General features: G+C 49.6%; 12 protein-coding genes. 1 reads left to right on the top strand and 11 read right to left on the bottom strand.

Annotated features, from left to right (window positions below):
- Positions 1 to 100: 100 nt before the first annotated feature.
- From mltG to ACFFLE_RS06130, 9 genes are all read right to left on the bottom strand, one after another.
- Complete coding sequence (mltG, locus tag ACFFLE_RS06170; RefSeq protein WP_380570264.1) at positions 101 to 1,228, bottom strand: endolytic transglycosylase MltG; 1,128 nt, start codon at positions 1,226 to 1,228, stop codon at positions 101 to 103.
- Positions 1,229 to 1,294: 66 nt separating this feature from the next.
- Positions 1,295 to 1,600, bottom strand: coding sequence for a DUF1292 domain-containing protein (locus tag ACFFLE_RS06165; protein ID WP_380570263.1), 306 nt, complete (start codon positions 1,598 to 1,600; stop codon positions 1,295 to 1,297).
- Between the two features lie 3 nt (positions 1,601 to 1,603).
- Complete coding sequence (gene ruvX, locus ACFFLE_RS06160; RefSeq protein ID WP_380570262.1) at positions 1,604 to 2,035, bottom strand: Holliday junction resolvase RuvX; 432 nt, start codon at positions 2,033 to 2,035, stop codon at positions 1,604 to 1,606.
- Complete coding sequence (locus ACFFLE_RS06155) at positions 2,028 to 2,291, bottom strand: IreB family regulatory phosphoprotein (protein WP_380570261.1); 264 nt, start codon at positions 2,289 to 2,291, stop codon at positions 2,028 to 2,030. Before ACFFLE_RS06155 ends, ruvX begins: the two co-directional genes overlap by 8 nt.
- Positions 2,292 to 2,345: 54 nt before the next feature.
- Positions 2,346 to 4,976, bottom strand: coding sequence for an alanine--tRNA ligase (alaS, locus tag ACFFLE_RS06150; protein ID WP_380570260.1), 2,631 nt, complete (start codon positions 4,974 to 4,976; stop codon positions 2,346 to 2,348).
- A 250-nt stretch (positions 4,977 to 5,226) separates the two neighbouring features.
- Complete coding sequence (recD2, locus tag ACFFLE_RS06145; RefSeq protein ID WP_380570259.1) at positions 5,227 to 7,581, bottom strand: SF1B family DNA helicase RecD2; 2,355 nt, start codon at positions 7,579 to 7,581, stop codon at positions 5,227 to 5,229.
- A 29-nt stretch (positions 7,582 to 7,610) separates the two neighbouring features.
- Entirely contained in the window at positions 7,611 to 8,249 is a 639-nt protein-coding gene (locus ACFFLE_RS06140) for a tetratricopeptide repeat protein (protein WP_380570258.1), read from the bottom strand.
- Positions 8,249 to 9,352 (bottom strand): tRNA 2-thiouridine(34) synthase MnmA, encoded by a 1,104-nt coding sequence (gene mnmA / locus ACFFLE_RS06135; protein ID WP_380570257.1) that lies wholly within the window; start codon positions 9,350 to 9,352, stop codon positions 8,249 to 8,251. Before mnmA ends, ACFFLE_RS06140 begins: the two co-directional genes overlap by 1 nt.
- A 24-nt stretch (positions 9,353 to 9,376) precedes the next feature.
- A complete protein-coding gene (locus ACFFLE_RS06130) occupies positions 9,377 to 10,492 on the bottom strand; it encodes a cysteine desulfurase family protein (protein ID WP_380570256.1) in 1,116 nt (371 codons plus the stop codon).
- 144 nt (positions 10,493 to 10,636) lie between these two features.
- On the opposite strand from ACFFLE_RS06130, the gene ACFFLE_RS06125 reads away from it, so the two are divergent.
- The gene (locus tag ACFFLE_RS06125) at positions 10,637 to 11,638 is read left to right on the top strand and encodes an LLM class flavin-dependent oxidoreductase (RefSeq protein ID WP_380570255.1); all 1,002 of its coding nucleotides are present in this window, start codon (positions 10,637 to 10,639) and stop codon (positions 11,636 to 11,638) included.
- Positions 11,639 to 11,653: 15 nt separating this feature from the next.
- On the opposite strand, the gene thrB is transcribed toward ACFFLE_RS06125, so the two are convergent.
- Together thrB and thrC are read right to left on the bottom strand one after the other, a co-directional pair.
- Positions 11,654 to 12,529, bottom strand: coding sequence for a homoserine kinase (thrB, locus tag ACFFLE_RS06120; protein WP_380570254.1), 876 nt, complete (start codon positions 12,527 to 12,529; stop codon positions 11,654 to 11,656).
- Positions 12,513 to 13,589, bottom strand: coding sequence for a threonine synthase (thrC, locus tag ACFFLE_RS06115; RefSeq protein WP_380570253.1), 1,077 nt, complete (start codon positions 13,587 to 13,589; stop codon positions 12,513 to 12,515). Before thrC ends, thrB begins: the two co-directional genes overlap by 17 nt.
- Positions 13,590 to 13,591 lie beyond the last annotated feature (2 nt).

The raw sequence follows: 13,591 nt of genomic DNA, 5'->3' as shown, positions 1-13,591 counted from the left end.
ATATACAAAAAATACAACCGATAACAAAAGTTATCAGTTGCTTTGTTCGTCAGAATCATATTAGCACAGATTATTCCAGTTGAAAAGACGATTTTACATGCTAATTGTTATTAATATATTTTTCCCTGTTTTCAGTATGTTCTTCAAATGTTTCAGCAAAATGGTTATTGCCTTCGCTGTCTGCAAGGAAATAGTAATAGTTCGTATTGGAAGGGTTCATTGTGCTCTGTACAGACTCCATGCCTGGAGACGCGATTGGACCAGGTGGAAGGCCTGTAATATTGTACGTGTTGTAGGGATCCTCCACTTCAAGGTCTTCAAACAATGTGCGTTCCTTATGCTCTCCGAGGGCATACAATACAGTTGGGTCGGTCTGAAGCGGCATCGCCGGAGTCTCGGACATGCGGTTTAAGAACACGCTTGCAATCTTGGAGCGGTCCGCCAGCGAGGTCGCTTCTTCTTCGACTAGGGAAGACAATGTGAGGAACTCATGGAATGAAAGCTCCTTCGTCTCCCCCTCAAAAGTCATTGTATATCCTTCACTCGAATTGAAGACGCTGTACGAATTATTCTTCGTGGCATCAAGCATCTGTTCAACAATGTCCTTCACCTTCGGTTCTTCCTCAACAATGTCATATGTTGCAGGGAAGAGGTAGCCTTCAAGCGGGAACTTGACCTCTTCATCGAGTATTGCATCAGACAGCATATCAGGGTATTCCTCAATCAACGATTTGATGTAGGATTCATCATTCATCAGATCCATGAACTCTTTTTTCTTGATGGGCAGCTGCTCTGCCATCTGATCGGCAATCTCATCTATCGAATAGCCTTCAGGCACCGTCAGTCTATGTTGCACTTCCTGATAGATGCGTCCTGTCTCCAACGTCTTTGCAATCTTTTCGAAGTCCATTGAAGGAGAAAGTTCATAGTTGCCGGCCTGGTAATTGGTGATGCTGTTTAGTTTGAGATAGTATTCAAACATCATGCCACTTTTGATGATTCCTTCCTCTTCCAGTACTTCACCTATCTCGTCGGCTGTTGACCCTTGTTCTATCTTTACTTCTTTGACTTCTGTGGAATCGCTGTCCAGAGGCTCAATCCCCGATTTGACATATACATATACGGAGAAGGCCGCGATTACAAACAGTATCGCCAACGTGGCGATGACGAACAAGGACAGGTATGACGATACATTCTTTGAAAATTTGATATCTTCGTATTTGCTCATGTATAACTCCTATCTCAAAAATAGCTCCCAATAAAATTGGAAGCCATCCGTAATACCAGAAAAAATCTACTCTTCCGGTTCGTCCATACGAGTATTGACGATCTCTTCGATCATATCCCATTCTTCATCCGTCTCGACGGGCATGAACTTACCGCCTTCGCCATCTTCATCGGGTACATTGATCATCGGAATAAGTTCTATCTCTTCATCTTCATTGGAGAAATTTCCTTCCTCTGCAAGAATGACGTATTCCTTATCGAACCCTGGATGATGGAATTCGAGCATTTTGCGGTAGAGTACTTCATTCCCCTGTTCGTCGTATAGCGTCATCATTTCTTCTTCCATGTTGAATTCCATTTCTTCCTGACTCATAGTTCAATCTCCTTTGACTGGGTTATCGAGGTAGCCCTGCAGTATGAATACTGCAGCCATCTTATCGATAACTGCCTTCCTTTTTTTTCGGGAGAGGTCCGCTTCAAGTAGCGAACGCTCTGCTCCGATTGTACTCAATCGTTCATCCCATAGTGTTATTTTAACATCTGGCAACGCGTTTTCAAGCAATTTGGCAAAGTGGATTGAACGCTCTCCACTCTCTCCGATTGAATTATTCATGTTCTTTGGCAATCCTACGATTATCCTTTCGACATCATTATCCATCGCCAACCTGACGATTTCCTCAATGCCGTATATCCCTTCATCGTAGTCGATCTTGAGCGTCGTTACGCCCTGCGCTGTCCACCCGAGTGCATCACTCAGCGCCACGCCGACTGTCTTGGTCCCGACATCAAGCCCGAGTATCCTATTCATGTATTTCCTTTTCGATGTAGCTCCTGACAAGGACTTCCATTATTTCATCACGATCGATATGCCGAATTCTATTGCGCGCCTCATTGTGCCGGGGGATATAGGCCGGGTCACCGCTTTGGAGGTATCCGACGATCTGGTTGATTGGGTTATACCCACGCTCCTCCAGTGTCCTGTACACGACGGTCATGATATCTTTGACATTTTCAGCCTTCATGTCGTCCACACTGAATTTCATTGTTTCATCAAACTGGTTCAATTACAGCACTCCCATCGTTGCTTCCCTTTTCAATCAGTATAGCATTGATTGTTTTTATAAAGTACTTTTAATATAGTCTTCAACAAATTGTAATGCACTTGTTATATTCTCTGGAGCGGTGCCGCCACCTTGTGCCATATCTGGGCGGCCACCCCCCTTACCTTCGACTGTTGAAGCCATGCCTTTCATGATGTCGCCGGCTTTTAGGCGGTCGGTCAATGATTTAGGCACAGTCACGACAAGGGATACCTTGTCGCCATTCACCGAACCAAGCGCAATTACGGTATCTTGGGCCCGTGACTTTAGACGGTCCATCGTTTCTCTCAGTTCCTTGGCACCTTCTGCCTGGACTTCCATGGATAGCACTGGCACACCATTGATTTCCTTGGTTTCGTGGGTGGCCTCTGCGAGCTTTTCATCTTGGCGAGATGCCTTCAATTCCTTGATTTCATTGTGCATCGTCTGGTTTTCAGCAAGCAGTGCCGAGACCTTCTTGTTGACCTGGCCTTCTTTGACCTTCAGATCTTTGGCAATCTCTTTCACAACTGCTTCCTTCTCTTTATAGTACTCAACTGCGTATTTGCTGGTGACGGCTTCTATACGCCTGATGCCTGCCCCGATACCTGTTTCAGATATTATCTTGAAAGTGCCGATTTCACCGGTGTTTCTGACATGGATGCCGCCGCATAGCTCTATCGAGTACTGGTTGATGTCCACTACGCGGACGACGTCTCCATATTTCTCGCCGAACAGTGCCGTAGCACCCTTTTGTTTTGCTTCTTCTATCGGCATTTCCTCGATCTCTACCGCCATATTGCGGTAGATGTTGGCGTTTACTATATTTTCTATCTGCTCGGTTTCTTCTTCACTCAACCCTTCAAGGTGGGAGAAGTCAAAACGCAGCCGTTCTTTTTCTACAAGCGAACCTGCCTGGTTGACATGATCGCCAAGCACATCTTTTAATGCCTGATGCAGGAGGTGCGTTGCAGTATGGTTTTTGATGATGAAGTTACGGCTCTCTGCGTCCACTTCCAGGTCATATGTGGCACCTTTGGAAAGCGTACCTTCCGAGATGTGTGCCACATGCACATTCTGGCCGTTCGGCGCCTTGTAGACTGAGTTGACTGTAAGTTTTGTACCGTCTGACTGGATTTCCCCTTTGTCTGCCACCTGTCCGCCGCTTGTCGCATAGAACGGTGTGCGGTCAAAGATGAGTTCCACGTCCTGGCCCGCTTCTGCAGCATCCACCTCATTATCCGCATGGATGATATGAAGCAGAACCGCTTCTTCGCTTTTGGAAGTATAGCCGGTGAATGTGCTCGGCGCGGTAAGGCGTGCCAGCGTTTCAGACTGGACCTGCATCGAATCACCCGATTTCCGGGCATTCCTTGCCCGTTCACGCTGCTGTTTCATCTCTTCGATAAAACCTGCTTCATCAACCGTCATGCCGTCATTCTCTGCATATTCCTTGGTCAGTTCATATGGGAATCCGTAGGTGTCGTAGAGTCTGAAGGCGTCTTCACCACTGATGACATTATCATCCTGCTGCGCTTTCTTCTTGACCTGTTCGTAGATTTGGATGCCTTCATCAAGCGTCGCAAGGAAACGCTCTTCTTCTTTTTTGATGACTTCCTTGATGAATGCTTTGCGTTCGCCCACGTTCGGATAGAAACCTTCCATGATTTCAGATACCGGTTCCACCAGGTCAAACATGAAGGCCCGGTTGATGCCGAGCTCTTTGCTGAAGCGGACTGCGCGTCTGATCAGACGTCTTAATACATAGCCGCGTCCTTCGTTTGAAGGGAGGGCGCCATCCGCAACCGCAAAGCTGACGGTGCGGATATGGTCGCTTATCACCTTGTACGCAACATCGGCTTCGGCATCTGCGCCGTAACGGTGGCCACTGATCCGGCTGATCTCAGCAAGGATCGGGGTGAAGAGGTCGGTATCGAAATTGGTCGGCACTTCCTGTATGATGCTGGCCATCCTTTCAAGCCCCATGCCCGTATCAATATTCTTTTTAGGCAGTGGTGTATAGGAACCATCTTTGTTGTGGTTGAATTCACTGAATACGAGATTCCAGATTTCCAGATAGCGTTCATTTTCGCCACCCGGGTACATCTCATCCGCCGGAGCCCCCGGTTCAAAATCCGGACCGCGGTCGTAGAAGATTTCACTGTTCGGGCCGCACGGACCTTCCCCGATATCCCAGAAGTTACCTTCTATGCGGATGATGCGATCAGCTTCAAGACCGATTATCTCCCGCCATATCCTATAGGCATCTTCATCTTCCGGGTGAACGGTGACATAGAGGAGTGATGGGTCGAAACCGATCCACTCGCTGTTAGTCAGGAAGTCCCATGCGTAGCGGATCGCATCTTCCTTGAAGTAATCCCCTATCGAAAAATTGCCGAGCATTTCGAAGAATGTATGGTGACGGGCTGTAAAGCCGACGTTCTCTATATCGTTTGTCCTGATCGCCTTCTGGGCGTTGACGATTTTGGGGTTTTCCGGAATGGTACGGCCGTCAAAATACTTCTTTAGAGTCGCCACTCCCGAGTTGATCCACAGCAGAGAATCGTCATCTATCGGTACAAGCGGTGCACTCGGCTCCACCATATGGTTGTGTGCCCTGAAGTATTCGAGGAACATATCCCTGATTTCGTTGCCGGTCAGTCTTTTCATTACAGTCACTCCTTAGTTTTTAAAATAAAAAAAGATCCCCCCAAAATATGGGACGATCTGAACCGCGGTACCACCCAAGTTATGACACTGTCATCACTTTGTATATATATAAAGTGGGTGGAGATTAGCACGTGAAAGGATGCGTCATTGCTCTCAGCTGCCGCAATGTCTCTGTCCATCACAATCCAGTCACTCGGGATCTCCACTTGTTTTAACCTTGATTTGATTATAGGAATATTCACCGGATCTGTCAATTGAAATCGTAAGGTGTGACGCCTTCCATATTTATCATGGCAGGGATCTGGAACATTTTCGATTCGGTCAGGACTTCAGGCATCTCGTCTTTCGGCGCCTCATCCTTGCCGAAGAGCAGGCGGATCATCTCGGCCAGCGAAGTGCGTCTGTGGACGCCCTCTTTCTCCAGGGAATCATAGAATGCTTCCTGGTCTCCACATAATATGAGCGATTCTTTGGCACGCGTGATGCCTGTATAGACGATGTTCTTCATCAGCATATGGCGGTAGCTTTTGACGACCGGCATGATGACGATCGGGTATTCGCTCCCCTGTGCTTTATGGATGCTCGTACAGTAGGCGTGCGACAATTCTGTCAGTTCTTTGCGTTCGTACGCGATATGGATGCCGTCATAATCAACCAGAATCGTATCCTTTTCTGCCTCATCCTCATCCTTGAACAGTATGGAATCGATCACTCCAGAGTCACCGTTAAAGACATTGTCTTCAGCCCGGTTGACGAGCTGTATGACTTTGTCACCCTTCCTGAATATGACATCGCCAAAGGCAATTTCATTTTTATCTTCAGCTTCAGGATTGAGGATGGTCTGGAGAATGCGGTTGAGCTTCAGTATTCCGGCGTCCCCTCTATAGATGGGGGCCAACACTTGAATATCACGCATATCATATCCTCTGTCGACCGCTTTTTTCACCACATTATCCACGATGTCCGGGATATGGTTCATTTTAGCGGGGATGAAAAGGCGGTCTTTGAACTTTTCGGTGATGTCCATTTTCCTGCCTTCTTTTATCTCGTGTGCCAAGCGGATGATCGAAGATCCTTCCCCCTGACGGTATATGGTATCGAGCTCGGTCGTCGGAATGACGCCAGACTCGATCAGATCTTTGAACACGGTCCCGGGCCCGACGGATGGCAATTGATCGCGGTCCCCGACGAACACCAGCCGCGTGAAAGGTTTGACGTTGCGCATCAGCTGAAAGAACAGCCATGTATCGACCATCGACATCTCATCTATGATGATGAGGTCTGCATCGATTTCTGCATCGATCACTTCATCCTTACCGGTATCCATGCCCCACCCTATCATACGGTGGATGGTGGACGCCTTGATGCCTGCAGTTTCACTGAGGCGCTTGGATGCCCGGCCAGTGGGGGCGACAAGCCTGATCGGGTATTCGTCACCCTCATACTCGTCAGCGGGCTTCAAGTCGTTCAATTCATGGTAGGCGTTGATGATGCCTTTGACGATTGTGGTCTTCCCTGTGCCGGGACCGCCTGTAATGATGGAGATCTTTTCAGTCAATGCCTTGATCATGGCGGATTTCTGCCTGTTATTATAGTGGATATCGAAGCGTTCACCGACATCCGCGATGATTTCGCCCGCCTTCTCTTCACCCGCTGACACTTCCGATCGGTCATTCATCATGCGGAAGATCTGCTCGGCTGATTTATATTCGGAATAAAAGAGGGAAGGAACATAGATGCGGTCCTCATACTGGACGAGCCGGTCGTTGTCTGACAGCTGATCGATCGATCGGCTGATGGCCTCGTCCGAAAAGTACTGCTCGGCGTCATGGTTCAGCAATTCCCGCGTCATTCCGACAAGAGTATCCCGTGTCGCATAAGTATGGCCATCAGACATGATGACACTCTCCACCAGATACATGATACCCGCTTCAAGACGGCTGATATCATCTTTACCGATGCCGGCGTTCATCGCTATACGGTCCGCGGTATGAAAGCCGATGCCATCGATGTCCATAACCAGCCGGTAGGGCTCCTTCTCAATCACCTGGAGGGCCTGGTCCTGGTAGGTCTTCAATATTTTGGCGCTCATCCTGGCACCAAAACCTAGATCGGTCAGTTTGATGACCAGACGCTCAGTCTGGCTGTTCTCCAATATGCGGTAGTGGATCATATCGCGCTTCTTTTTGGACAAGCCTGCCACATCATTTAGTACACTCCGGTCATCTGCAATTTTTTTCAATGCATCGACGCCAAGGGTTTCAATGATCTTTTTGGCTGTCTTTTCCCCTATTCCAGGAAACGTATCCCCTGAGAGGTATTGGATCAGCCCGCGCATCGTCGTCGGCTGCTCTTTCCTGAACGTGTCCGCACTGAATTGTTCCCCGAAACGTGCATGACGGGTCACTTTTCCTGAGAACCTGTACGTGTCCCCTTCTGCGACCGCGTGGAAGTAGCCCGTGACGATCGCTTCGTCACTGAAGTTCGTATTCGTTTCATTGATGAGTACCTTGAGCACAGTAAAACGCGTCTGTTCACTGACGAATATGACGCGCTCCACTTCCCCTGTTATGAATGTGTCATCGTAGATTGTAGATTGATCCAAATGGAATCACCTTCCTCGTTCCGGTCCTCTCAATCGTTGAGTCGTGCAAGTGCATGATGGGCAAGATGATGGTCCTCTTGAATCTCTATTGCGCGCTGAAAATGGCCTATCGCCTGCGCTTCATCATCTTTCATGAGTTTCACCAGTCCAAGGTTATATTCCGCATCCGCGTTCTCTTCCATGGACAATACTTTCTTCAATAAGGTCTCTCCGGGCCCGTACAGTCCGACTTGACAGCAGAGGAGCCCATATTGGAACGCGATATCCGTATCCCCGGGCTTTACTTCATGTGCTTTTTCAAAAAACTGAATGGCCTGTTCAGGTTCGTTCAGATGAACATGGCTCATGGCCAGCATGAAATTCAGGTCACCATCGTCTGGGTTGCGGGTGTAGGCCAGCAGGTAGAGCCTCACCGCCTCCTTGAACCGTTCATTATCGAAGTAGACGTTCGCGAGTGCATAGTATGCGCTCGTACTCGCCTCATTCAAGGTGATCGCCTTCTGCAAAAACCGCTCCGCTTCTTCCTCCTGGCCGGCCCGATGCAACAGGTTTCCGGCGTTGATGTAATGCGCTTCTTCCTCAGGTGATGCCTCTATCTCCTTGAATATCTCCTTAAGTGCCTCTTCAGTTCTACCCTCTTTGATCAACTGTTCATATCTGATGGTCATTATGCAAGATACTCCAATTCTTTTGATTCTTTGAATATGCGGTCTATCGTCGCCCCACCGAGACATACATCACCATCATAGAAGACGACTGCTTGACCAGGTGTGACGGCGCGCGCCGGTTCATGGAATTCTACAAGCAGCCTATCGTCCATCTGCTTGACGGTGACCGGTACATCTTCTTGGCGGTATCTGAATTTGGCGGTGCATTCAAACGTTTCCGGTACTGGATTGATGAAGTTGATGTCTGAAGCCTCCAGGCTGGAAGAAGACAATGCTTCATTGTCGTAGCCGGACACTACATACAATTCATTCGTTTCAAGGTTTTTCCCTGCCACGAAGTACGGTCCTCCGTCTCCGCCGATGCCGAGGCCTTGACGCTGTCCGATCGTGTAGTACATGAGGCCGTCATGACGGCCTTTATCTTCCCCGGTATCCATATTGATCATGCGTCCCGGATTGGCAGGCAGATAACTGCTCAGGAATGTCTTGAAGTCCCTTTCGCCGATGAAGCATATGCCGGTCGAATCTTTCTTGTCTTTTGTGGCCAGGTCATATTCGCGGGCCAGCCTGCGCACTTCCTTCTTGTCCAAGTGGCCAAGTGGGAACATCACTTTGGATAATTGCTCCTGGGAGAGTTGGTTGAGGAAATACGTCTGATCCTTATTGTTATCGGTGCCCCTCAGCATCTTTGTACCTTCCTCGTCATGCACGACTTGTGCATAATGTCCAGTCGCAACGTAATCTGCCCCAAGTTTCATGGCGTGATCAAGGAACGCCTTGAATTTTATCTCCTTGTTGCACATCACATCAGGGTTCGGAGTCCGCCCTTTCCTGTACTCCTCGAGGAAATATTCGAATACTCTGTCGTAATATTCCTTCTCGAAGTTCACTGAGTAGTACGGTATGCCGATCTCCTCGGCTACCAGGCGCACATCTTCATAGTCTTCTGTAGCGGTGCATACGCCATCTTCATCCGTATCGTCCCAATTCTTCATGAAGATGCCTATTGTATTATAGCCCTGATCTTTCAGGAGCTTAGCTGTCACTGAACTGTCTACGCCGCCACTCATGCCGACGACGACAGTTATATCTGAATTATTCATGTTATCCTTCCTTTCCGGGTATGCCTAACGCATAAGTCTTCCGTATATATCTTCAAGTGCCGTGACGATGGCTTCCACTTCCTCATCTGTCATCATGTAGGAGAAGCTGAACCGTATCGATTGGCGGTTGCGGTTCGATTCGCCGTACATCGAAGTGAGGACATGGGAAGGGTTCAATGTGCCGGCCTGGCACGCGGAGCCGGCTGAAGCATGGATGCCGGCCAAGTCCAATGCCGTCAGCATGAATTCTGCTTCGGCAAAAGGGAAATGGATGTTGATGATGTGGCTTGCCGACTTGTTGACGTCCCCGTTCACTTCAAATGGAATATCGGATTGTGTCAGCAAGTTGAGGAACTGCTCTTTAATCTGCATCTCCCGTATGCTTCTGCGCGTCATTTCATCGGATGCCTGCTGCATTGCGAGCGACAGGCCTTCGATCCACATGGTGTTTTCAGTGCCGCCGCGAAGATCCTTCTCCTGGCCGCCGCCTGTGATGAGCGGGATGAGTTTCACATCTTTACGCTTATAGAGCAGGCCGATACCTTTTGGCCCGTACATCTTATGGGCACTCAATGTCAGCAGATCCGCTCCGAGCTCTTTGACGTCTACCGCCATATGCCCATAGGCCTGGACTGCATCTATATGGAGCAAAGCCTTATGCTCCGACAACGCTTCTTGTATTTCATAGATCGGCTGCATCACGCCGGTTTCATTGTTGACCAGCATGACCGATACAAGCACCGTTTCATCCCGCAGGCTATTTTTGAGTGCATCGACGTCTATCGCGCCATCCGCGTTGGCTTGGAGATAGGTCACATCCGCCTCCAGACTTCTCAATGTGTTCAGGACGGAGGCATGTTCTATCTCGGTCGTGATGATATGGGGGCGGATGTATTGGTTCGCCACTCCTCTGATTGCCATATTGTTGCCTTCGGTGGCACCACTGGTGAAAAAGATTTCTGACGAAGAGGCGTTTAAAAGTTGTGCAATCCCCCTGCGCGCCTTCTCGATTTTGGCCCGGGCCTCTTTACCTGCCCGGTGAATGCTTGAAGGATTGCCGAAACCGTCATCTTCCAAGAGTGCTTTGCGGACCGCTCCATCCATAGGGGTGGTCGCTGCATAGTCTGCATATACTTCCATTAGAATCACCCATCTCCAAAATAGCTTTATTATACATTATAAGATTTTAACATGGAACGGTAGATTTTTATACTTTTGAAGCCCATTGTTAGACAAAATAAACCCAATGGATGATAATTGTCCATTATAAGGAGGATTCTATCTATGTCAAAACAACTGACCCCATCCATTCTTAATCTTGTGCCTGTACGTGAGGGCGGAGATGCCAAAGAGGCATTCAAGGATATGGTCGACCTCGCTGAACATGTCGATGGTTCAGATTACAAAAGGTACTGGGTGGCTGAACACCATAACACCACTTCAATCGCGTCTTCTGCGACGCGCCAACTGATTCATCACATCCTGCACCATACAGAACATATCCGTGTCGGGAGCGGGGGCGTCATGCTGCCGAACCACTCCCCTCTAATCGTTGCAGAGGAGTTCGGCACCATGCACGCCATATTCGGTGACCGTCTGGACATCGGCCTCGGCCGTGCCCCTGGCACTGATATGCGTACCGCATCCGCCATCCGCCGCAACAACCATGATGGCGTCTATACATTCGGCTCGGAAGTGGAGGAGATCCGCAAATACCTTTCGGATGAAAAGACCCAGGTCGTAGCCTTTCCAGGCAACGGCACAGAAATCCCGCTCTATATACTCGGCTCTTCCACCGACTCTGCACACCTTGCGGCCCGTCTGGGACTGCCATACGCTTTTGCGGCGCACTTCGCTCCAGATCATATGGAAGCAGCCTTCAAGATCTATGAACAGGAATTCGAGCCTTCCGACCAGTTGGCGGAACCATATAAGATTGCCTGCCTGAATGTGATCATGGCCGATACTGATGAAGAGGCGAAGCACCTCTCCACGACGATGGCCCAATTCGTCCTGAATGTCATCAGGGGCGGCGGTAAAAAACTGCAGCCGCCTGTTTCAGACATGGAGTCAATCTGGACGCCGCCTGAAAGGCAGATCGTCGAAAGCCGCTTCCCTGTAGCGATCATGGGCAGTGAAGCCACTGCGCTTGAGAGGCTGAGGTTGTTCCAGAATAAATTCGGTGCAGATGAAATCATGGCTGTGAGCTACATCTATGATAAAGATGCCCAGAACTATTCCTATGACCTATTCGAAAAGATCGTCAGAAAATATAATGGCAGATAGAAATTCCCGGGATGCTTACATCCCGGGAATTTTTCTGCATATATCCACTTTTTCGTGATGGCAACCACGCACGCTGTCCAATTGTTCAAGTACCGCGGCGGCCTCACTGCTTTTGCATAGAGTCAGCAAAGTCGGCCCCGCTCCGCTGATAGTCGTGGCGATAGCGCCTGCCTGTTCAGCCGCTTGCCTCACCGCATCGTATTCGGCGATCAACTGCCGGCGGTAGGGTTCGTGGTAGCGATCCTGCGTCATCAGTTGGCGCATGGCCTTATAGTCATTGTTCATGATCGAGAGCAGGAGGACATTATTCAAGGCATTCTGACGCACGGCATCCTGCCTACTGTATGTTTCAGGCAAGGCCCGTCGGGCTTCTTTTGTATTCATCTCATAAGGGGGGACACTGATTACCGCCGATAGGCCTTCGATGTCCATCACATGGTAGAACAGCTCTCCATCATAATACCCGACGAACAGTCCTCCTGTAACGGCAGGCCCGATATTATCCGGATGGCCTTCTATTTCGCTGCCAAGGAGCACTTTATCGTAAACCGTCAGACTCAGGCCGCAAAACCGATCCGCAAGCTCTATGCCGGCGACTATGGCTGAAGCGGAACTTCCGAGCCCATGGCTGAGTGGGATGTCACTGCCCATTCTGACCTCAAGACCGGGCAGTCGGCACCCATATTTCCGGGCGATATCCCGGGCTGTACTTATGACAAGATTAGTCTCATCGTCCGGCAGCACATCAAGAAAATCATCCTCGAATATGATGTTGAATCCAGAATCTTCCATCGCTTCTATATGAAGATACTTTTCGAGTGCCAGACCGACGGAATCGAAACCCGGGCCAAGGTTGGCGCTCGTGGCCGGGACCTTAAACCGATGCATCATTTTCACCCAGGCCTTCAATGTAGTCGATGATCTGGCCCTCATCGTTCGGCAACAGCTTCGGCTTCTTTATGATCTGTTCCATAGCCGTCTCAGGATCCTTCAGCCCATTGCCGGTAAGGACTGCCACGACGGTGGCGCCCTTTTCAATCTTACCTTCTTCAAGCGCTCTGATCATGCCTGCTGTGCTGGCGTTGGATCCTGGTTCTGCAAAAATACCCTCGGCTGCCGCCAACATTTCATAGGCTTTAAGAATCTCCTCATCCGTCACCGATTCTATCAGACCACCTGATTCATCACGGGCTTCTACAGCCAGCGACCAGCTTGCCGGGTTGCCGATCCGGATTGCTGTTGCGACCGTCTCCGGCTGTTCAATCACCCGATCATTGACGATGGCCGCCGCCCCTTCTGCCTCAAATCCGTATATCTTCGGCAGACCGGAGTCATTTTTGGCATCATATTCCTTGAATCCTTTCCAGTACGCTGAAATGTTGCCCGCATTGCCGACTGGGATCGTCAGATAGTCCGGTGCCGTCCCTAAAACTTCAGCGATTTCAAAAGCTGCCGTCTTCTGACCTTCCAACCGATATGGATTAACTGAATTGACCAGCGTGATGCCGTCATTTTTTTCGGCGATTTTACGGACGACCTTCAATGCTTCATCAAAATTCCCCTGGATGGATATGATTTCCGCGCCATACATCATCGCCTGGGCCAGCTTGCCTAGGGCAATCTTGCCTTCCGGCACGACCACGATGGTCTTGAGCCCTGCCCGTGAAGCGTAGGCGGCTGCTGAAGCTGACGTGTTGCCGGTGGAGGCGCAGATGACTGTATGGGCACCCGCTTCCTTGGCCTTGGCGACTGCCATGACCATTCCCCTGTCCTTGAAGGAACCGGTCGGGTTGTGGCCTTCCACCTTCGCATAAAGTTCTGCTTCGAACTTCCGGCTCAGTGCATCGAGCCGGATAAGAGGCGTCCCCCCTTCATATAGGGTAAGGCGCGGTGTGTCATCATCCACCGGCAGATATGCTTTATATTCTTCAATCAGACCTCTCCAATGCATCG

Source organism: Salinicoccus siamensis (assembly GCF_042429615.1).
Taxonomy (GTDB): domain Bacteria; phylum Bacillota; class Bacilli; order Staphylococcales; family Salinicoccaceae; genus Salinicoccus; species Salinicoccus siamensis.
The sequence above is the reverse complement of the archived record's forward strand: the minus strand, read 5'-3'. Positions and strand labels throughout refer to the sequence as shown.